The organism is Natronorubrum sediminis, from assembly GCF_900108095.1.
GTDB lineage: Archaea > Halobacteriota > Halobacteria > Halobacteriales > Natrialbaceae > Natronorubrum > Natronorubrum sediminis.
Map to the genome: position 1 here is coordinate 894,283 of NZ_FNWL01000001.1, position 17,961 is coordinate 912,243.

Genomic DNA, 17,961 nt, shown 5'->3' on the forward strand with positions numbered 1-17,961 from the left:
AACCGCGGTGTGACGGCGAAATCGCTCGAGGGGTTAGGAACTCTCGGCGCGTACGTCGACGATTTCGGCGTGCTCGAGGGTCGTCGTTTCCGCACCCAATTGCAACTGGATTGACCGCCCGGGGAGGTCCCGTTCGTCCGCATCGATCGACTCCTGCGAGACGGAGATGGCAGTGACGCCGTCGACCGTGATTGAGCGTCGCTGGATCGGATCATCCTCGTATTCGACGGTCTCCCACGTCTCGACGTCCAGTTCGTCCATCTCGGTGCCGAAGTAGTCCTCCGCGTCCGGATTGACCGAGTCCTCGGTTTGGGACTCGCCGGTCGTTCGGTTGTCGTCGAACTGCACCTCCTCGTGTTTGTACTGGGTCAAGCGTGCGAACATGCGACGAGCCACCACGAACAGCATGTTAATCCTTGCTGGGGTTCGGAGTCATTCGTGACCGATCTCGGTCGACCGACACGACTGCTCGCAGACGACAGCGGCGGCGTTCGCTCGATCACCACCGAGATGAACGATAGCAGACAGAATCGTTTAGTAACAGTGTCACATCTTTTCGGTAGATGCTCTCCCGCGAGCGACAGTCCGTCCCCAAACCCGCCGGGAGCGACGGTATCGACCTCGGTTTCAAGGTCGGTATCGGCTTCTACCTCGGCCTCGTCGTCGCGGGATTCGCGACGGTCGGTGGGATTGCCGCTGACGCCTCGACGGCGACGCTCCTCGCAACCGCACCAAGCACGGTTACCGGCGTCTTGCTCGTAACCCTCGTCTTCGGGAATCGACTCGAGGGCGTCCCCGAACGACTCGGCCAGAACCGTCTCCGGCGATCGCTCTGGTACGTTCCAGCGATGGCGTTCGCGGGAGTGCCACTCGGTGCGTGGCTGGGACAGATTAGCCTCTCTCCGCAACTCGTCGCGACCGCGGTCGGATTCGCGATAATTACGATCGCGATCGCGATTGGCCTCTCCCAGATGACTCGCAACCGATACATTGCAGCGGTAACTGGCGAGCCGACTATCGAGTGGACCTGGCAGACCACACGATTCGACGGTCCTGGCTGGAGTATCGCGATCGCCGGTTCCGGCGTCTTGTTCGTACTCACTGGTCTCCAGGCAGCGTTTTCGGAGGGGGGATCCGGGGCGCGCCTTCTCGGTTATGGCTCGATTCTCCTCTTGTTGTGGGTCGGACAGCGCCGCGAGTGGGGCGCTTTCGAACAGCCGGAAGCCGACTCTCGATGGGGCGGGGCCACGCTTCAGGCATACGACGCCGGCCTCGTCGTCGATCGATTCAACTCCAAGCTGATCCCGTGGGATCGAATTGGCACGATCGAGCTGACCGACGAGGAACTCGTCATTGAGCGCAATCGCTGGTTCGACGTTCGCTGTGACCAAGAAGAAATCGACGATCCCGAGGGTGTACTCGAGGGGGTCGAACGCGTTCGCTCACGCGAGATCGACGCGCCGCGCCAATAGATCCAGTAGACCTCGGAATCGTTGCTAACGGACCCAACGCACCACGGACACTGAAGTATCGACGGCGTCTGGCACAGCGTATGGCCGACCTCACCGTCTTCGTCGACGATCACGCCCTCGAGGCGACCTGGACCGGCGACGCGCCGAAAACGCAGGCTGCACTCGACGCCGTACTCCCCGTCGGTGGCGATGCCGTCCGCTGGGGCGACGAGCTCTATATCGATGTCGCACTCGACGTACCGCCGGAAAACGCTCGAGACGTCGTTCCCGAGGGTGCACTCGCCTACTGGCCGGCGGGCGACAAACTGTGTCTGTTCTGGGGCCCGACTCCCGCCAGTGAAACCGACGAACCACGCGCCGCCGCACCGGTGTCCGTCGTCGCACGACTCGAGGACGCGTCGGCGCTCGCCGGAGTCGAGGGCGGGGCGCGTCTCCGCCTCGAGTCACGAACCGAGTGCTGACTCGCGACGAACGTGAACCCCTTCCGATCCGCTCAATCGGTTTCTGGCTCGGTTTCCAACACTCGAGTGTCGAGAAGAAGCGAGGAGATGCGAGGAGAAGCGAAACGAGGTTAGACTCCGTCGGATTGCTGCGCTGGCGACTCTGGTGAGTGGCGGTCGTCGTCTACCGATTGGGAAACGAATTCAGTTGGATCAATGTCGCCGAATTCCTCGGGTAAGGGCTTCCCGGTTGCGTGGTAGTACAGCGCCGTTTTTGCGACGCCGGTTGCAGCCTGATACGTCGCCAATGCGATTCCGACGAGGACGAGCGTTGGTGCAGCCGTTATCGTGAGCACGGTTCCCGGTTCCTCGAGCAAAAGTGCCGGCGCACCGATCCCGACGAATCCGATGATCGCGATCAACGGAAACATCACGAGCCCAACTCCGAGGTTGATCACGGCTGCCTCGCCCCAGGTCTGACGGAATATCTCGAGACTGTTTCGAACTGATTCGCGGAGACCACCTTCTTGAAAGACGATCACGGGAACGATGAAAAACGTCATCGCAGACCACGCGAATCCGAGCGTGGATTGGACGAACCGAGAGCCACGCCCCGTCCGATTTTCGAGGATCCGAATAACCATTCCGACGACCGCACCGACGCCACCCCACGCGAGAATCGTTCGTTTCGCACCCCACGCCCCCGCGAGTCCGTCGCGGACTCCCGTCTGTTCGTCTGTGAAGATGTTCCCGACGGAGTGGACCAGTGTGGCGCTGAAAAACGTCGCGACGGAGGACGTAATGAACAAGAACACCGCGGACGAGGCGAACAACACTGCCATCGCAACGTCGTCGGCCGTGCCTTCGGGGAGTGACACGAATGACTCGAGTGCTGCGAGCGCGTATCCCGCGGCGATCAACGCGACGAAAATCCCACCGAGGATGATACCGAGACCGACGACCCACGTTAGACCGTACAAGATCGGAAAGGCGAACAACCACTTTCGTTGTCGAAGCGTCCGAAACGAACCGCGCGTGATAGCGACACCCATTCGCAACCGGTCTCGAAGGGATAATTGAGCAGCCATAATTAATTTTCACACATTAAATGTAAAAGCTTACTTGTTTTGGCACCGGTTTGATGCTTGAGCGTCGATTACGAGCGCAAAAGTAGATATGGGCTGTATCGTTCAATTCGATCCAGACTTTCGAATCCGACGAATTCGTGGAAGACGTAACCGATTTCGCTCGAGCGCACCGAGTTTTTGTGCGGCGATGTAGACGAGTAACGCGCCGAAGAACGTCGCCCAGAGCAGTAGGAGGTGCCACGCGAGCGTGTTACCAATATCGTATCCGAGCACTCGGAGAGCCTCATCGAAGCGCTCGAGTGGGTACAATACGGCCGGATGAACGACGTAAATGCCGACAGCGTACTTCCCCCAGGATGGCAACGGCGTTCCCTTTCCCAGGTTCGGTCGCGAGAGGAGGTACATAAACAAGAAGAACGTGGCTAACGCGGTGCCGATCGTATAGCTCGAGACGTACACCTCCTGTGTGATCGCATCGCCCGTGAGCACGTATCCGAGCACGTATCGCTCGCCGACGTGGACGGCGGTGAACAGCACGGTCAACCCGAGGTAGATCGTGCTGTGATCTCGGCGCGGAGTCAACCCCCGCGAGTAGATGACGTATCCGAGACTCGTGTAGAAGAACCCGAAGAATACGGCGTCTCGCACCTCGAGTGGAATATCGACGAACATCGTGTAACTCGCTCCCAACAATCCGACGAGGTGAACGGCGATCGAAATGGGAAGCAGATACGCGGTTTTGTCCGTTCGAACGAAACCGTAGACGAACGCCAGCGAGAACGCCAATGCCGGGAGGAACCACAAAATGACGGACACCGAGTCTCCGTAATAGAGCAATCCGAGTGGCGAGATGAATCCCGCGAACTCACTGAAAAGAACGTCGAGGACGTACGGATTGTCGACCCCCGTTTCGATGGCAGCGCCAGCCAGAAACACCGGCGCGGCGAGTAACAGCCCGAACACGTAGAGGGAGGCGATAGTCACCATTCGGTCGACCAAGTAGGCCTTGGGGTCTCCATGCATCGTTTTGAGCGCGAAGAGGTACCCCGAGGTCATGAAGAAAAACGGAACGACGAATCGCCCAGCCGAATCGATCACGAAGTTCGCGACGTTGCCGTACGCGCCGAGGCCCCTGAAGAGATTCGTGTGAATCGCGACGACGAACACCATCGCGACGATCCGCATCGAATCCAGACTGTAGATTCGACTGGCCATTGCCCGAGGCCATTTCGGTAGCACCTATGATTCTTTTGGATCGTCTGGTTATCGTATAGTTCAATCATGTGTTCGTCCCGAATAGTACAATACGGAGACAGTATGTCGACTATCGTTTCGGATAGGCTCAATTATTCAACTCGAAAGTATGCGCCGTTATCGGGATCGAATCGAGGCAAAATCGCACAAACTCGAGTTGAGACGCGTCAATCCAGTTGAAGACGGTCGGTTACTTGCCCCAGAACGGGTCGCGACTGCGTTGTTTGTCGAGGTACATGTTCAGCGCCTCGAGTTCGTCGCCGGGAATTTCGCTGGTCAACTCCTGTTCTAAGATCTTCGCGTGTTTCTCCGGAATTTCGATCCAGAGTTCGTCGTCCTCTTCGATCTGGCGGCCAACAGTGGGGCCGTCGATAGCGACCGAGACGCGGTTTCCGGCGCGGGCCTCGTCGACGTCCTCGCCCTGTTCTTGAATGCCTTTGACCTGACCGACGCGTTCTGGCTCGTTGTTCTCGTATTTGACGACGTTCGCATTGTTCTGGACGGTTCCCGAGTTCACCTCGACGCCGACGACGGCGGGGTCGTTCTGACGGAAGGTGTGATCCGGCAGGATGCGGAATCGTGCCGGTCGCACGATGTTCTCGAGAATGGTGTCTTGTTGTTCGCGCTCGAGTTCGTCGACGAACTCCTCGTACTCCTCGATGAGTTGGTAGATCACGTCGTCCGTGAAAATCCGCACGTCGTCGTTCTCGGCGCGCTGGTCGGCATCACCGAGCACGTCGACGTTGAAGCCGAGGATGACCTGCTGTTTCTGGTCTTCTGCGGTGGAGGCGACCGACACGTCCCGCGGTGCGACATCACCGACTTCCGCGCGGACGATGGGAAGTTCAGTCTCCTCGAGTGCGTCGGCCATGGCCTCGAGACTGCCGAGCGTATCGGCTTTGACGACGACGCCCTGCTCGTCGGTATCGACGGCGATATCCGCGAGTTCGGCTTCGACTTCGTCGACGACGTCCTCGAGTGGACGGTCACGGACGACACGGACTGGTGCACCGGCCATGGCGTCTGCAAGGTCGGGCGCGGCAACTTTGATCCCCGTCGCCGCCGAGACCGACTCGACCTTTTCGAACCGACTCTCGGTTCGAATTTCCGCGAGCGGACGGGGTTGGAGCAAAGCCCGGACATCGGTGACGATCGGATCGTTTTGCCCACCGACGACGAGCGTATCGTCGTCCCGAATCGTTCCGTCGTAGAGGACGGTGTCGATGGTCGTTCCGAAGCCTTTCTCCTCTTTGACCTCGAGGACGGTCCCGACGCCGGGGCCGGTGACGTCGATTTCCATCTCCTCTTTCATGTAGCGCTGGGAGAGTCCCATCATCACCGTCAGGAGGTCGGGGACGCCCTCGCCAGTCATCGCTGAGACGGGGACGACGCCGACGTTGCGCTGGAAGTTCTGGACCCGCCAGTACAGGTCCGCAGAGAGGTCCTCGTCACTGAGGTTACCGATGATCTCGTAGAGACTCTCGTCGAGGCGAGAGCGAACGCGATCCGACTGGGACTCGTACGTCTCGGTGATCGGCGCGTCCTCGGTCGCGTTCCAACCCGGAACGGTATCGATCTTGTTCGCCGCGACGATAAACGGTGTCTGGGAGCGTTTGAGGATTTCGAGGGCCTCGAGTGTCTGTGGCTGGAAGCCGTCGTTGACGTCGACGACGAGGATAGCGATGTCGGCGAGGGCACCGCCGCGAGAGCGAAGCGTCGTGAAGGAGTGATGGCCCGGCGTGTCGATAAAGAGGAGGCCGGGCAGGTCGAAGTCGTCGGGATCGACGAGATCACCTGCAATCGAAGAGATGATATCCAGCGGGACGGCTGTTGCGCCGATGTGCTGGGTGATCGCTCCTGCTTCGCCCTCGATAACCGCAGAGCCACGGATTTTGTCGAGGAGACTGGTCTTGCCGTGATCGACGTGTCCGAGGACGGCGACGATCGGTGTTCTGAGAGATGTTGGGTCGCGCGTATCCGTATTCGACATGGTGAACCACCCGAGAAGGTCTTATCTAACGCGTCGGGAGAGCGGTAGTTAAACCCATCGTCATCGACCCTCGAGTCGCTCCTCGAGCGGTAGTGGAGCGTTCGTGTGAGAGACGATCCACCTGTGACGACACCCCACCAACCCCGTGATTTTTAATACCGACTAGGTAAATACTGGTACACATGAGCGATATACTCGCTGAGAATCTCTCGGGGAAGTCCGTCATGGGGTCTGACGGAACTGAACTGGGATTGCTCTACAACATTACGATGGACCTCAAGTCCGGACAACTGAACGATCTCGTCATCGAACCCGACGAAGAACTTCCCGTCCGGTCGATCGACTTCAGTCGCGACGATGAGGGTCGGTTCCTCGTCCCCGTGAGCCGTGTCCAAGCGGTTAAAGATTACATTGTGGTCCAGCGATAACGGTATGTACATTCTCGACTCCTCGGCGTTTATCCACGACTTCCACACGACAGAACAGACTGCAACGATCCCGCTCGTCCGCGAGGAACTCGAGGACGAGAGCGCCTACCGATTCGACGCGATGGAAGGCTCTGGGATGCACATTCACATTCCGAACGAAGATACCACCGAAAAGGTCCGACGGGCGGCCAAAGAGTCCGGCGACCTCGACGTGCTCTCGGACACCGACATTCGACTCGTCGCGGCGAGTTTCGAACTCGACGGAACGCTCGTGACCGACGACTACGCGATGCAAAACGTTGCCGAGAAACTCAACGTCGCCGTCGAAGTGATCGCTCGCGATGGCATCGAAGAGCAACGTCACTGGCACTACCAGTGTCAGGGCTGTGGTCGCGAGTTCGACGAGCAAAAAGATCGCTGTCCGATCTGTGGCTCGGAACTGGCCCGTAAGAACCCGTCGTAAGAGTCCTCCGTCTTCTCACAAAACGACGAACGAGACGACGACGGCGTTGTAACAGCCGTGTGCGAGCGCCGGAACCAGGAGGTTCTCCGTCCGCACGTAGAGCCAGCCCAGAATCAACGAGAGCACGAAGAGTAACGACAGACTCGCGAGTATTTCTCCCGCACCCGCGGTCGCGTACGCGATGATGTGGACTACCGTGAACACGACGCTCGCGACGACGACCGCACCGGCCCGCGAGAACCTGCCGTAGAGGGACTTCTGAACGACGTTTCGATAGAGGAGTTCCTCGAACGGCCCGACGATCAACACCATCGCTGGGACGATGATCACCAGCAAGGACGGGTTCTCGAGAATGTCCTGTGTCAGTGAGTGCTCGGAGCCTTCGATACCGGCGAAGGTCATCAATGCGGAGGCACCGATGTTCACGCCGATAATGAGGAGAGAACCGACAACGATCCAGGCGACCGTCCAGCGCGTCGGCCACTCGAGGTCGATGAACGACCAGTCGTGCTCGCGATAAGCGAGGTAGCCGGCGGCGACGGCACCGAGGCCGACGCCGGTCGCGAGGTACTCGAGGGTCATTTGCTGTGTCGCCGTGGGTTCGCCGACGACGAGCATGATCGGCAACTCGAGAAAGAGGTAGGCGATGGACATTCCAAAGAGCCCGACGACGGCGAGTGCGATCATCTCGACTGTCAGGGTCAGCCGGCCGACCAGTTCACGCCCCGAGAGATGGGCGTATTCGGCGACGCCGACACCGACGACCCCTGCGCCGACGAAAAACGCCGCGAACAGCGACGAGACGGACCACTCGAGACCGGGGAGGACGACCGAGCCGAGCGTCCCCTGCATGATCGCGAAGGCCGAGAGCGCGACGACCAGCAGGCTCGAGCCAGCGCCGATGGGGCCCGCGACGGCTCGCTCGAGGAAGCCGTACCGACTGGCGAGAAAGGCACCGGTCGCCACGAGTGCGCCAACTGCCCCACCCCAGAGCACCGCACTCTCGGGTCCGCGAGTGAGTGAGAGCAAGAGGAAACCGAGGGTAACGGCCGAGAGAACGGCCCCCAGCGACGAAACGACGGCTGCGGACGCCGGTTCGTCGCCGTTGTCGACACGCTGAACGGATTCGCTCATACGTGGACTTTCGAGTGCGGACCCAAAGGCGAATCGAATTGTGCAACCGAGACGGTGGACTCGAGTGTCGACGTGGCGCTTACCGAGATGACTCGAGCGTTGATGTGTCGCTTACCGAGGTGACTCGAGCGTCGACGTGTCTCCTTCTGAAACGTAAACTCGAGCGGCCAACGAGCAGTCAGCCAGACGGTGACGACCGATTCGTTAGCGTTCGATCCGTAGCTCCGTCTTCTCGGCGACGGCGTCGGCTTCCTCGAAGTCGCCGCCGCCGAGGAGCCCTCGAGTCGCCTTCTTCGCCCACTCGACGGCGGGCTGTTCGAACGTGTTGACGGCGTAGAGTTCGCCCGCGAGGACGCAGGCCGCCTCCATGCCGTAGAGCAAGCCACCGAGTTCGTACTCGTCGACGCCGTCGAGTTCGACTCTGACGTTCGGCCGACCGGCGGCGGCGAGGCTCGCTTCGGTGGCCTCGAACTCGGCCTCGAGCAGGTCCGCGAGCGTGGCGTCGCTGAGGTAGGCCAGTTCGTCGACGCCAGTGTCGGGGATCGGGCGATCAGCGAGGTCACCCGGCGAGACGAACGTGACGAGTTTGTCCCGCGGCCCGGCACGGTAGAGCTGGAGTTGGGAGTGTTGGTCGGTAACGCCGAGGGCGCGAACGGGGGTCTGCCCGAGGTCGTCCTTGCCGAGGCTCTCGGCCCACAACTGGGCGAACCACTCGGCGTACGTCTCGAGCGATTCGGCGTAGGGAACCATCGCGTTGATTCCCGCGCCGCGCTGATCGAGGGCGTAGGTCGTCGCGCCGTAGGCGTACGCCGGACACTCGAAGAGTGATCCGGAGAGCGTCTCGGCTTCAGCCGCCGCGCCGTCGAGCAGGGCCTCGAGGTCGTGCCCACAGACTGCCGCCGCGACGAGGCCGACGGCTGACAGTGCGGAGAATCGTCCGGGGACGCCGTCGGGAACCCGCAGAGAGGGGAGGTCGTGACGGTCGGAGAGATTCCGGAGGGGACCCGATTCGCCGGTCGTCACGATGGTCCGTTCGGTCCAGTCGACGTCCGCCGACTCGAAGGCGTCTCGGACGACCAGAAAGTTCGCCAGCGTCTCGGCGGTCGTTCCCGAACGCGAGACCACGTTGATCGCCGTGTTCTCGAGCGAGCGGTTCTCGAGGTGTTGGGAGATCCACACCGGATCGACGTTGTCGAGATAGATGGCCTCCGTGTCGCTCTCGGCTGCGAGGGCGTCCGTGATCGTCGCTGCACCGAGTGCACTGCCGCCGATCCCAATCGTAAGCAAGGTCTCGGCGTCTGCGACGGGTTCGACGGCTTCCCTGATCTCCGATGGATCAGTCCGTTGTGGCAGGTTCAGTGCTTCGTAGCCGTGTTCCGCGTCGGCCATTCCCTGCTCGATTCGCTCGTGGGCATCTCCGACCTGGTCGTTGAGGCGCTCGAGTGACTCCCTCGAGACGCCCGGTGAGGCGACCGAGGCGAGCGCGTTCCCGATATCGACGTTCATACGCGAGCAGGCGACCGCTAGGGGTAAAGGCGTTCCGTGATCGGTATCACCGAGTTGACGGACCGCAGTGTAGTACGCTTCGCACACAGCTGTAATCACTGGAGGCACGCCACTCGAGTCTGAACCACAACATATGTAGGGACTACCCTTACCCGGACGACACCGATAAATAAGAGTACTACAATGAGCAGCTACAAGCCTACCGAGCCGATCGACATCTTGCTCGTCGAAGACAATCCCGGTGACATTCGCCTGACGCAGGAGGCGTTCAAATCGATCGAGAGTGAGATCAAGTTTCACACCGTCACGAACGGCGAGGAGGCCACGAGGTACTTCGACGTCTGTGAAACGGATAACAGAAGTACCGATCCCGATCTGGTATTGCTCGATTTGAACCTGCCACGCGTCGACGGGTTCAGAGTCCTCGAGATTTTGAGCGAACAACTCGAGTACCCGCCGCCACCAGTGTTGGTTCTCTCGAGTTCGGAGACGGAAGAAGACATTGCCAAGAGTTACGACCGGGCAGCGAACGCGTACCTGACGAAACCCAAAAGTCCCGACGAGTTCGACACGCTGGCACAGGCCATCGAAGACTTCTGGATCGACTCGGCGCGGCATCCGCCCGAACCGACCTAGCGCTCGTCGAATCCGCACACGTACCGGTAGCCGAAGTTTTCGAGGGAAGGCGACAAAGCGACACGAACGACGGGCACTCACATGGTATCGAAAGCGCGCAAATCGGGACCCCACTGATGAATTCGGCGAAAGCCGAAACGTGGAAACCGTCCCTCTCCATATAGGTAGGCATGAACGAAACGACGGGAACCTTCGTCGTCACGCACGCCGAAGACGACTCGGCTGTCGTCCGTGACGTGGAGACCGCACAGGTTCACACGCTCGCGTCGAACCCCGGCATCGAGGTCCACGACGTTCTCGAAGCGACTGTCGCACCCGATCCGCCACTCGAGGTGACGTGGCAGGTCGTCGACGTCGACGGTCGACGGTCGATCGAACTGGTCGACAGCGACCTCGAGCCGACCCAACACGCGAAAGAACTGGCTGCTGACGCCGATATCGGCGAGTTGATTCAGGAGGAACGAGCCGGAACGGGTGAGATCCACGTCTTTCGGCTACCCGAGGAGGACGTCGAAGCGGCCGCGACGGACGTTCTCGAGGACGAGGAGACTGTCGCGCGGGCGGCGCGACTCGAGGCGGTTCGCGTCGAAGTTCGGCGCGATGTGGGCGGCGGCGTTTTGAGCGTTCGATACCTGCCCGATTGAGCGCTCGTTCGAATTGGTTGGCAAATGTGGTATACAAATTGGGAAGGCTTACTTTTCCGGACTGCCAGAGGTTGGACACATGGCGAATTTCGACGTACCGGAGTTCGACTATACCCGGTACAGCAACCGCCAACTCGCGGCAGTGCCGCTTGCGGTGCTCGCGGTTGCACTACTCGTTCTCACCGGTTCGTTTCTCGCGACGGGCGCACCCGTTCAGCTCGGAATGGACTTCGCTGGCGGATCCGAACTGACCGTGCAGACGACCTCTTCTGAAGAAGAGATCGAGCAGGCGTTCGACGAGGAGCCCGAGTCGGTACAGGAGGTGACGGCCCCGGAGACGGAGAACCAGTACATCGTGCAGTTCACCACGACCGACCTCGAGTCACTCACTGAGCAAGCCGAGTCTAACTTAGAACAAGACGGTGACGCGGACGTCGTCCAACTCGAGTCGACCGTCTCCGAGAGCTTCGGCGAGCAGACCCAACAGACGGCACTGCTTGGCATCGCCGTCGCCTTCCTCGGGATGAGCGTCATCGCGTTCTTGCTCTTTCGGACGTTCGTTCCGTCGATCGCGATCGTGTTGTCGGCATTTTCGGATATCGTGATTCCGCTCGCGTTCATGGCGGTAACCGGCATTTCGCTCTCGCTCGGAACCGTCGCCGCACTGTTGATGCTGATCGGGTATTCCGTCGACTCGGATATCCTGTTGAACAACCACATTCTGCGCCGACAGGGTGAGTTCTACGAGAGTACGAATCGAGCGATGCAGACCGGTGTCACGATGACGGTGACGTCGATGGCCGCGATGCTCGTCATGGGGATCGCCGCCTGGCTCTTCGGCGTCGAGTTGCTCGCCTCGATCGGAATCATCCTCTTCGTCGGCCTCGCAGCCGACCTCATGAACACCTACATGCTCAATCTAAGCCTGCTTCGCTGGTACAAATTCGAGGGGGTGAGATCCTGATGGGACCGAAACGCTTCATCCTCGAGTACTGGCGACTCATGTTGTTGCTCGTCTTCGTTAGCGTCGCCCTCGTCGCCCTCTTCATCCCCGGCGGGATCATGGCCGACGACAGCTACGTCGACGACGAGAGTATCGACGACAATCCGACGAACCTCGAGTACGGACTCGGCTTAGACGGCGGCACGCGTATTAGCGCCCCAGTCGTCGGGATGGTCGCCGAGGACATCGAGACTGACGCGACCGACGAGGAGGAAGGAACCGTCGACAGGGAACGGCTCAACGAAATCGAGACCGCCCTCTACGACGAACTCGACCTCGACACGGGGAACGCGAGCGTCGATCACGACGACAGCGGGAACGTCCACGCGGAGGTGTTCACCGACGAGGTGACCCAAGAGGAGTTCGCCGCGGTCCTGAGCGACGAGACAGGTCACGAAGTCGATCCCGACGACGACGTTCGTGATGGCGTCTCGGATCAGACGCGCGCTCAGATGGTCGACACGATCGAGTCGATGATCAACGAAGCCGGCCTCTCCGGCGGCGACACCTACCAATCCGAACAGGTCGGCGGCGAGCACTACGTCGTCACCGAAGTACCGGACATGGACCCCGATGAACTCCGAGAGTTGCTCTCGGATCGTGGCATCGTCGAGGTCGTCGCCTACTATCCAGACGACGACGGCCAGGCGAATCAGACGGTACTCGAGGGTGACGACATCGCGACCGTCGATCCGCCGGAGCCATCCGAGCGTGGGAGCGGGTACGACGTTCCAGTCGAAGTCGACAGCAACGCCGCACCCGACTTTCAGGAGGATCTGAACGACCTCGGATTCACCGACGAAGGACAGCAGATGTGCTCGCTCGAGCCCGACGAAGACACGATCGACTTCGACCACAGCGACGAGCAGTACTGTCTGCTCACGGTCGTCGACGGTGAGCCAATCGACGCCCACAGCATGGGTCCAGAGTTGGGCGACAACATGAACCAGGGCGACTGGGCCTCCGACCCATCCTTCCAGATGGGGGCCCAGAACCAAGAGCAGGCACAGGGGCTCTCAGTGAGTCTGCAAGCCGGTGCGATGCCCGCACCACTCGACTTCAGCGAGGAACAGACGTACTCGCTGTCACCCGCACTCGCCGATCAGTTCAAGCTCTACTCGCTGCTCATCGGCGGGCTGTCAGTGTTGACCGTCAGCGGGATGGTCTTCCTGCGCTATCGCGACGTGCGAGTCGCCACGCCGATGATCCTCACCGCGATGGCGGAGGTGGTCATCCTCCTCGGGTTCGCGGCGCTGATACGCATGCCGCTGGATCTCTCCCACGTCGCCGGGTTCATCGCCGTCGTCGGGACGGGGGTGGACGACCTCATCATCATCGCCGACGAGGTGATGGACGAAGGCGACGTCAGCTCCCAGCGGGTGTTCGAGTCCCGCTTCCGCAAGGCCTTCTGGATTATCGGGGCCGCCGCGGCGACGACGATCATCGCCATGTCGCCACTGGCCGTCATGAGCCTCGGGGACCTCCAAGGGTTCGCGATCATCACCATCCTCGGCGTCCTGATTGGCGTCCTCATCACCCGTCCAGCCTACGGGGACATCCTCCAGCGGCTGATGACGGACAAGTAACGCTCGAGTTCGCGTTCTGCGTGTCGTTTCCGCGTTTCCAGTTCGAACCCACTTCTCGCCAGCGTCGTTCAGGTCGGCACGACGTCCGAGAGTCCGACGCTCTCGAGGAGTAGCCAGACGACGAAGACGCCGTAGAGCGCGAGCAGGGTCCACGCTTCGGGGACGGTCAGTCGCATCTCGGTGCGAACGATGGTGAAGAAGACGATCGTCGCGAGGATCAGGAAGGCCATCATCGGCACGATGTGGGCGAACGTGATCGACAGCGTCCCGGCGACGAGGATCCCAACCGGGATAGCCACGAGCAAGTCGAAGACGTTGCTTCCGAGCACGTTCGCAAGGCTGACCGACGCTCGACCGGACCGAGCGGCGGCGATACTGACGAACGCGTCGGGAAAACTCGAGCCGGCGGCGACGATGGTCATCCCCCAGAGGAAAGCGGGGGTTCCGAAGGCGTCACCGAGTCCGAGCGCGGCCAGAACGAGTCCTTCGACGCCGACGATGATGACTACTAACCCGAGACCGAACCAGAGCCAGGCGCGGCCGATATCGACCGTCGCGTCGCCCACACCTTCGTGCTCCGCGGCATCGAGGTACTGCGTGAACACGTAGAGGCCGTACAGAATCAGCGGGAACAACGCGAGCGGGCGGGTGACGGCACCCTGCAGTCCCTCGCCCTCGAGTGGGTAGTAGATCACCGCGAGCGAGAACGTCAACAGGAGCGACGCGACGGCGAGCATGTAGAATAGGGACTCCTTGTACACCAAATCACGATTCGTCGCCATCCCCCCGTTGCCGACCAGCACCGACGCAGCGGGGATGACGAGCAGGTTGAACACCGCGGAGCCGACGATTGCACCGACGCCGAGTTCGAACGCGCCGTGGCGCAGCGTGGCGACGATCACGCTCACCAGTTCCGGCATGCTCGAGCCCACGGCGGCGATGACCGCTCCCTGTACCACGGCTGGGACGCCGTAGCCCACCGCGAGTTGGTCCGCGGACGCCTCGAGCCACTGGCTCCCCCGCCAGAGGACGGCCGTCGCGAGGATTGCGAGCCCGAGGTAGACGAGCACGTCGAACATGACTCACTCGTGCACCGTGTGTGCGTATAAATGGGATGCCGGCTGAATCTGCGCGTGGATGGCGGAGGATGCAGGTCGAATCTGTGCGTCGGCGGTGGGGGATGCAGGCAGAATCTACGCGTCGACGGCGGGGTGAAACAGACTGGGAGGACGCGTCAGAACTGCTCGAGGCCCGTCTGCTGGGACTCCGCGAGTACCGTCTCGCAGGTCGACCAGGACTCGCGAGCGCACGGTGGCAGTTCGCCGTGTTCGCCGACGTAGGACGCGAGAAATTCCCGCGTCGTCGGATCGCTCGGATAGCCGCTGCCAATCTGGCCGTACTCCTCGGCGAGCGCGGCGACGTGGGCGTCCCGTTCGACTTTCGCGACGATGCTGGCTGCGCCGACGAGTGGCGACTCGTCGTCGGCCCCGTGACGAGCGTCGACCTCGAGGCGCTCGAGAAACGAGGGTTCGGTACCCGCTACGGACGAACAAGCGTCTGCGACGCGGCGAGCGAACCGATCCGCATCGGTGTCGCATGCGTCACAGAGCCCCGATATCGGCGTCGACTCGAGTGCGTCGGCTGCGAGTTCGTCGTGAGCTGCGGCGATGGCTTCGGCGTGAGCCGCGACCGCGAGGGAGTTCATGTCCGTCTCCGGATCGTCGATCCGCGCCGGCGTGATCTCGGCGACGCCGACGTGGATTCGGTCGTCTTCGCGAAGCGTCGACGCCAGTTCCTCGCGTCGCTCGGGTGCGAGTCGCTTCGAGTCCGCGATGCCCCTGGGCAGCGTTGTGGGATCCTCGAGCGAGACGGACGCGGCGAACATCGAGCCGAGCGCGGGCCCCTTACCGGCTTCGTCGACGCCGAATTGCATACGCCGAGCATCTGTGGCTACCCGCTAAATCGTTGCGTTGTTCGCACAACACCTTTGGTGTTAGATGTACAATGTACACACGATGAGCTCGGAAAAGAAGCGAGTGCAGTTTCGGGCACCCCATCAACTCGTTGACAGAGCAGATGCACTTGCAACAGTTTTCGGTTCGGATCGAACGGATATTCTCGTTACCGCTTTGAGAGAGTATCTTCGTGAAGCGGCCCACGACGACGAACTCAAACAAGAAATCGCCGCGGCCTATTACGACGATGAGATTACGTTCGATCAGTTGACTGAACTCGTCGGCCGTGAGGAGGCAGCCAACTTTCGTGTACTCAAGCAGCAACTCAACGACGAGTATATCGACGAAATCGCTGATCTATAAATGACCGAGGTGATCGCAGATACGTCGGCGCTCGTTAGTCTCGGAATTGCCGACGGTTGTGGATCCCCGCTTCGCCTACTGGAAACGGAATACGATTTATCGGTCCCAGACACCGTCTATGGTGAACTCGAAGAGACAGCACTGTACGACGACGTTCACGGACAGGCAGCATCTCGAGTCCTCGAGTTACTCACGACGGACCAGTGTCAGTCAGTCGAACTCGATCAAAAATTTCCGCTCGACGATGGTGAAAACGCAGCAGTGAGTCTCGCAAATAGCCAGAATGCTGAGATACTGCTTTGTGACGAGTTCAATAGCCTCGGGTTGATCCACGCATCGCTTGCCGATACCCGACTCGTGACGACGCCGGTACTTCTCTCGTCGTTCAGTCGCAACGAGCTACTTACGCCAGCGCAATCGATTACGCTTCTCGATTCGATTGCTGCAAAACGAAGTTGGGAAGAGAACAGCTACGTGCAACGGACACGAGCTCGCCTCGAAACGGACTAAGAGTCGATACTCTCGTCTGACGTGTCGATTTCGTCGCGGAAGAACGCCTCCAGTTCGAACGGCTCGTCCTCACCCTGGACACCCGTCACGTCGAGTGCCGTCACCTCGGCCGCTGTCTCGAGCACGCCGGCCAGACTCGGGACGGTACGGCCCTCGTCGCTGCTGACCAGTTCCTTGACGTAGAGCCCGCCCTCGCCGTGGATACGGACCTCGGCCCGAGTGGGCTCGAGTAACTCGCCGTCCATGTCGTAGACGGTTCGCTCGCGCGTGAGGGCTGCGCGCCGGTGGTCGACGCGCTGGGGCGTGTCCTGATCGACGGTCGTCCCGGTGAGTTCCTCGAGTGCGGACTCGAACGCCGCTTCGTCGACCGAGTCGCCAAATTCGACGTCGGCGCGGTAGTGTTTGCTCGCGTCGTGTTCCTTGACGCGCTCGACCATGTCGTAGGTCGCGAGGCGCAGGCCTTCGACTTCGACTGCTCCCTCGGCAGCCTCGTTGATCTCTCGCTCGAGGGCGTCGACGTCCGTCTCGCGCGTCTGTGGCCGCGTCACTTCGAGGACGAACGGGCGACCCTCCTCGAGCATTCGGGCGTCGACGTCCTCGCGACCCGCGCCGTGGAACGTTCCCTCGTCGCCCTCGAGCGCGTCGACGACGTGCGGACGGACGACCTGTTCGACGCTCGTGTCGTACATGTACCCCGAGCCGCCACAGTAGTCACAGGGCTCTTCGCCGCTGTCAGCGAGTTGCGTGCCGCTGCCGCCACACTCTCGACAGGGCCACTCGGTCTGTGGAATGTCTCGCTCGAGTTTTCGGTAGCGGCCGTAGACGAACGCGGCGTTGACCTGCACGTCGACTGCGTGGCTCGTGATAGACCCCGACTCGAGGGCCTCGAGCGGGTCGAATCCCTCGAGGTCGACGACGGCGAGTACGTCGGGTCGGTCGAAGTCCACGTCGGTTCCCGTCTTCGCGCCGACGCGACGCCCAACTTCGCGGTTGACGTCGCGTTTGATCGCTTCGCCGGCGTCGGGTTCGAGATCGGCGTCCTCGCGCAGGAGGAGGTCGTTTTCCTCGACCAGCGGCGGCACTCGCGTCCCGACCTGGTAGGTGTCGAACTCGACGTCGGCGAGGGCGTCGACGATGGTCTCCGCGAGGGCGTCGTAGGTGCCACTGTATCCCTCACAGACCCAACACTCCGCCGGTTCGGTCGGGTCGTAATCCTCGTCGTCGGCCATCGCAATCGTCGTTCGAAGCGCGCGGCCGCGCTCGTCGTTCGTGAGGCCGAAGCTTCGCTCGGCGAAGGGCCGCCCCAGACAGGAGTCGCAAACGGGCCCCGTCTCGAGTAACGCGCGGGCGTCTTCCGTGATCATATGACAGCAAACGGGCGGCCGCGGGTAACACGTTTTCCCTTTGGCGGCCTGGAATCACCGCGGATGAACGTCCTCGGATCCAGCTGATGATATCGACGTGTCAACACTCGAGAGTCCGGAGGTTC

The 17,961-nt window shown here is 61.2% G+C and carries 19 protein-coding genes; 10 read left to right on the forward strand and 9 right to left on the reverse strand.

Translation table 11 applies throughout. The annotated features are described in order from the left end of the window. Nucleotides 1-33: 33 nt before the first annotated feature. Entirely contained in the window at nt 34-384 is a 351-nt protein-coding gene (locus BLW62_RS04385; RefSeq protein WP_090506417.1) for a hypothetical protein, read from the reverse strand. A 179-nt stretch (nt 385-563) separates the two neighbouring features. Between BLW62_RS04385 and BLW62_RS04390 the strand changes: the two genes are divergently transcribed. Then, on the forward strand, nt 564-1,472 hold the full coding sequence (locus BLW62_RS04390) for a hypothetical protein (RefSeq protein WP_090505534.1): 909 nt from the start codon (nt 564-566) through the stop codon (nt 1,470-1,472). Nucleotides 1,473-1,552: 80 nt separating this feature from the next. Continuing rightward, entirely contained in the window at nt 1,553-1,933 is a 381-nt protein-coding gene (locus tag BLW62_RS04395; RefSeq protein ID WP_090505536.1) for a cyclophilin-like family protein, read from the forward strand. 110 nt (nt 1,934-2,043) lie between these two features. On the opposite strand, the gene BLW62_RS04400 is transcribed toward BLW62_RS04395, so the two are convergent. The 3 genes from BLW62_RS04400 to infB form a co-directional block, all read right to left on the reverse strand. Continuing rightward, on the reverse strand, nt 2,044-3,000 hold the full coding sequence (locus BLW62_RS04400; RefSeq protein ID WP_090505538.1) for a DUF6159 family protein: 957 nt from the start codon (nt 2,998-3,000) through the stop codon (nt 2,044-2,046). A 102-nt stretch (nt 3,001-3,102) separates the two neighbouring features. Next, on the reverse strand, nt 3,103-4,215 hold the full coding sequence (locus BLW62_RS04405) for an acyltransferase (RefSeq protein WP_090505540.1): 1,113 nt from the start codon (nt 4,213-4,215) through the stop codon (nt 3,103-3,105). A 229-nt stretch (nt 4,216-4,444) separates the two neighbouring features. Continuing rightward, nucleotides 4,445-6,244 carry a translation initiation factor IF-2 gene (infB, locus tag BLW62_RS04410; protein ID WP_090505542.1) on the reverse strand — a complete coding sequence of 600 codons (1,800 nt, stop codon included), beginning with the start codon at nt 6,242-6,244 and terminating at the stop codon, nt 4,445-4,447. A 182-nt stretch (nt 6,245-6,426) separates the two neighbouring features. Here infB and BLW62_RS04415 point away from each other — a divergent pair, with 182 nt between their 5' ends. After that, nucleotides 6,427-6,672, forward strand: coding sequence for a PRC-barrel domain-containing protein (locus BLW62_RS04415; RefSeq protein WP_076579401.1), 246 nt, complete (start codon nt 6,427-6,429; stop codon nt 6,670-6,672). A 4-nt stretch (nt 6,673-6,676) separates the two neighbouring features. Beyond that, nucleotides 6,677-7,135 (forward strand): NOB1 family endonuclease, encoded by a 459-nt coding sequence (locus tag BLW62_RS04420; protein ID WP_076579403.1) that lies wholly within the window; start codon nt 6,677-6,679, stop codon nt 7,133-7,135. Between the two features lie 15 nt (nt 7,136-7,150). Here BLW62_RS04420 and BLW62_RS04425 read toward each other — a convergent pair whose 3' ends face one another. Together BLW62_RS04425 and BLW62_RS04430 are read right to left on the reverse strand one after the other, a co-directional pair. Continuing rightward, nucleotides 7,151-8,269 (reverse strand): CPBP family intramembrane glutamic endopeptidase, encoded by a 1,119-nt coding sequence (locus BLW62_RS04425; protein ID WP_090505544.1) that lies wholly within the window; start codon nt 8,267-8,269, stop codon nt 7,151-7,153. Nucleotides 8,270-8,473: 204 nt separating this feature from the next. Next, nucleotides 8,474-9,775 carry a glucose-6-phosphate isomerase gene (locus tag BLW62_RS04430; RefSeq protein ID WP_090505546.1) on the reverse strand — a complete coding sequence of 434 codons (1,302 nt, stop codon included), beginning with the start codon at nt 9,773-9,775 and terminating at the stop codon, nt 8,474-8,476. A gap of 183 nt (nt 9,776-9,958) precedes the next feature. Here BLW62_RS04430 and BLW62_RS04435 point away from each other — a divergent pair, with 183 nt between their 5' ends. The 4 genes from BLW62_RS04435 (at nt 9,959) to BLW62_RS04450 (ending at nt 13,644) form a co-directional block, all read left to right on the forward strand. After that, on the forward strand, nt 9,959-10,411 hold the full coding sequence (locus BLW62_RS04435; RefSeq protein ID WP_175459677.1) for a response regulator: 453 nt from the start codon (nt 9,959-9,961) through the stop codon (nt 10,409-10,411). Nucleotides 10,412-10,581: 170 nt separating this feature from the next. Beyond that, complete coding sequence (locus BLW62_RS04440; protein WP_090505548.1) at nt 10,582-11,055, forward strand: DUF5812 family protein; 474 nt, start codon at nt 10,582-10,584, stop codon at nt 11,053-11,055. A 79-nt stretch (nt 11,056-11,134) separates the two neighbouring features. Next, nucleotides 11,135-12,019, forward strand: coding sequence for a protein translocase subunit SecF (gene secF / locus BLW62_RS04445; protein ID WP_090505551.1), 885 nt, complete (start codon nt 11,135-11,137; stop codon nt 12,017-12,019). Next, nucleotides 12,019-13,644: a preprotein translocase subunit SecD gene (locus tag BLW62_RS04450; protein WP_090505553.1), complete on the forward strand. Its 1,626-nt coding sequence runs from the start codon at nt 12,019-12,021 to the stop codon at nt 13,642-13,644. The genes secF and BLW62_RS04450 overlap by 1 nt, the downstream gene beginning before the upstream one ends. Nucleotides 13,645-13,712: 68 nt before the next feature. On the opposite strand, the gene BLW62_RS04455 is transcribed toward BLW62_RS04450, so the two are convergent. Together BLW62_RS04455 and rnhB are read right to left on the reverse strand one after the other, a co-directional pair. Beyond that, nucleotides 13,713-14,723 (reverse strand): sodium:calcium antiporter, encoded by a 1,011-nt coding sequence (locus BLW62_RS04455; RefSeq protein WP_090505555.1) that lies wholly within the window; start codon nt 14,721-14,723, stop codon nt 13,713-13,715. 155 nt (nt 14,724-14,878) lie between these two features. Next, nucleotides 14,879-15,577 (reverse strand): ribonuclease HII, encoded by a 699-nt coding sequence (gene rnhB / locus BLW62_RS04460; protein WP_090505557.1) that lies wholly within the window; start codon nt 15,575-15,577, stop codon nt 14,879-14,881. An 82-nt stretch (nt 15,578-15,659) separates the two neighbouring features. Here rnhB and BLW62_RS04465 point away from each other — a divergent pair, with 82 nt between their 5' ends. Further along, nucleotides 15,660-15,962: a hypothetical protein gene (locus BLW62_RS04465; RefSeq protein ID WP_090506419.1), complete on the forward strand. Its 303-nt coding sequence runs from the start codon at nt 15,660-15,662 to the stop codon at nt 15,960-15,962. Next, nucleotides 15,963-16,472 (forward strand): PIN domain-containing protein, encoded by a 510-nt coding sequence (locus BLW62_RS04470; protein ID WP_090505559.1) that lies wholly within the window; start codon nt 15,963-15,965, stop codon nt 16,470-16,472. Here the strand turns inward: BLW62_RS04470 and BLW62_RS04475 are convergent. Next, nucleotides 16,469-17,836, reverse strand: coding sequence for a tRNA pseudouridine(54/55) synthase Pus10 (locus BLW62_RS04475; RefSeq protein ID WP_090505560.1), 1,368 nt, complete (start codon nt 17,834-17,836; stop codon nt 16,469-16,471). The genes BLW62_RS04470 and BLW62_RS04475 overlap by 4 nt on opposite strands. Nucleotides 17,837-17,961: the final 125 nt, after the last annotated feature.

Excerpts from the sequence above, each read along its gene's own strand:
- BLW62_RS04415 (WP_076579401.1), top strand. The coding sequence starts at position 6,427 with ATGAGCGATATACTCGCTGAGAATCTCTCGGGGAAGTCCGTCATGGGG.
- BLW62_RS04405 (WP_090505540.1), bottom strand. The coding sequence starts at position 4,215 with ATGGCCAGTCGAATCTACAGTCTGGATTCGATGCGGATCGTCGCGATG.
- BLW62_RS04420 (WP_076579403.1), top strand. The coding sequence starts at position 6,677 with ATGTACATTCTCGACTCCTCGGCGTTTATCCACGACTTCCACACGACA.
- BLW62_RS04400 (WP_090505538.1), bottom strand. The coding sequence starts at position 3,000 with ATGGCTGCTCAATTATCCCTTCGAGACCGGTTGCGAATGGGTGTCGCT.
- BLW62_RS04440 (WP_090505548.1), top strand. The coding sequence starts at position 10,582 with ATGAACGAAACGACGGGAACCTTCGTCGTCACGCACGCCGAAGACGAC.
- BLW62_RS04465 (WP_090506419.1), top strand. The coding sequence starts at position 15,660 with ATGAGCTCGGAAAAGAAGCGAGTGCAGTTTCGGGCACCCCATCAACTC.
- BLW62_RS04450 (WP_090505553.1), top strand. The coding sequence starts at position 12,019 with ATGGGACCGAAACGCTTCATCCTCGAGTACTGGCGACTCATGTTGTTG.
- BLW62_RS04435 (WP_175459677.1), top strand. The coding sequence starts at position 9,959 with ATGAGCAGCTACAAGCCTACCGAGCCGATCGACATCTTGCTCGTCGAA.
- BLW62_RS04455 (WP_090505555.1), bottom strand. The coding sequence starts at position 14,723 with ATGTTCGACGTGCTCGTCTACCTCGGGCTCGCAATCCTCGCGACGGCC.
- secF (WP_090505551.1), top strand. The coding sequence starts at position 11,135 with ATGGCGAATTTCGACGTACCGGAGTTCGACTATACCCGGTACAGCAAC.
- rnhB (WP_090505557.1), bottom strand. The coding sequence starts at position 15,577 with ATGCAATTCGGCGTCGACGAAGCCGGTAAGGGGCCCGCGCTCGGCTCG.
- BLW62_RS04470 (WP_090505559.1), top strand. The coding sequence starts at position 15,963 with ATGACCGAGGTGATCGCAGATACGTCGGCGCTCGTTAGTCTCGGAATT.
- infB (WP_090505542.1), bottom strand. The coding sequence starts at position 6,244 with ATGTCGAATACGGATACGCGCGACCCAACATCTCTCAGAACACCGATC.
- BLW62_RS04430 (WP_090505546.1), bottom strand. The coding sequence starts at position 9,775 with ATGAACGTCGATATCGGGAACGCGCTCGCCTCGGTCGCCTCACCGGGC.
- BLW62_RS04390 (WP_090505534.1), top strand. The coding sequence starts at position 564 with ATGCTCTCCCGCGAGCGACAGTCCGTCCCCAAACCCGCCGGGAGCGAC.
- BLW62_RS04395 (WP_090505536.1), top strand. The coding sequence starts at position 1,553 with ATGGCCGACCTCACCGTCTTCGTCGACGATCACGCCCTCGAGGCGACC.
- BLW62_RS04425 (WP_090505544.1), bottom strand. The coding sequence starts at position 8,269 with ATGAGCGAATCCGTTCAGCGTGTCGACAACGGCGACGAACCGGCGTCC.
- BLW62_RS04385 (WP_090506417.1), bottom strand. The coding sequence starts at position 384 with ATGTTCGCACGCTTGACCCAGTACAAACACGAGGAGGTGCAGTTCGAC.
- BLW62_RS04475 (WP_090505560.1), bottom strand. The coding sequence starts at position 17,836 with ATGATCACGGAAGACGCCCGCGCGTTACTCGAGACGGGGCCCGTTTGC.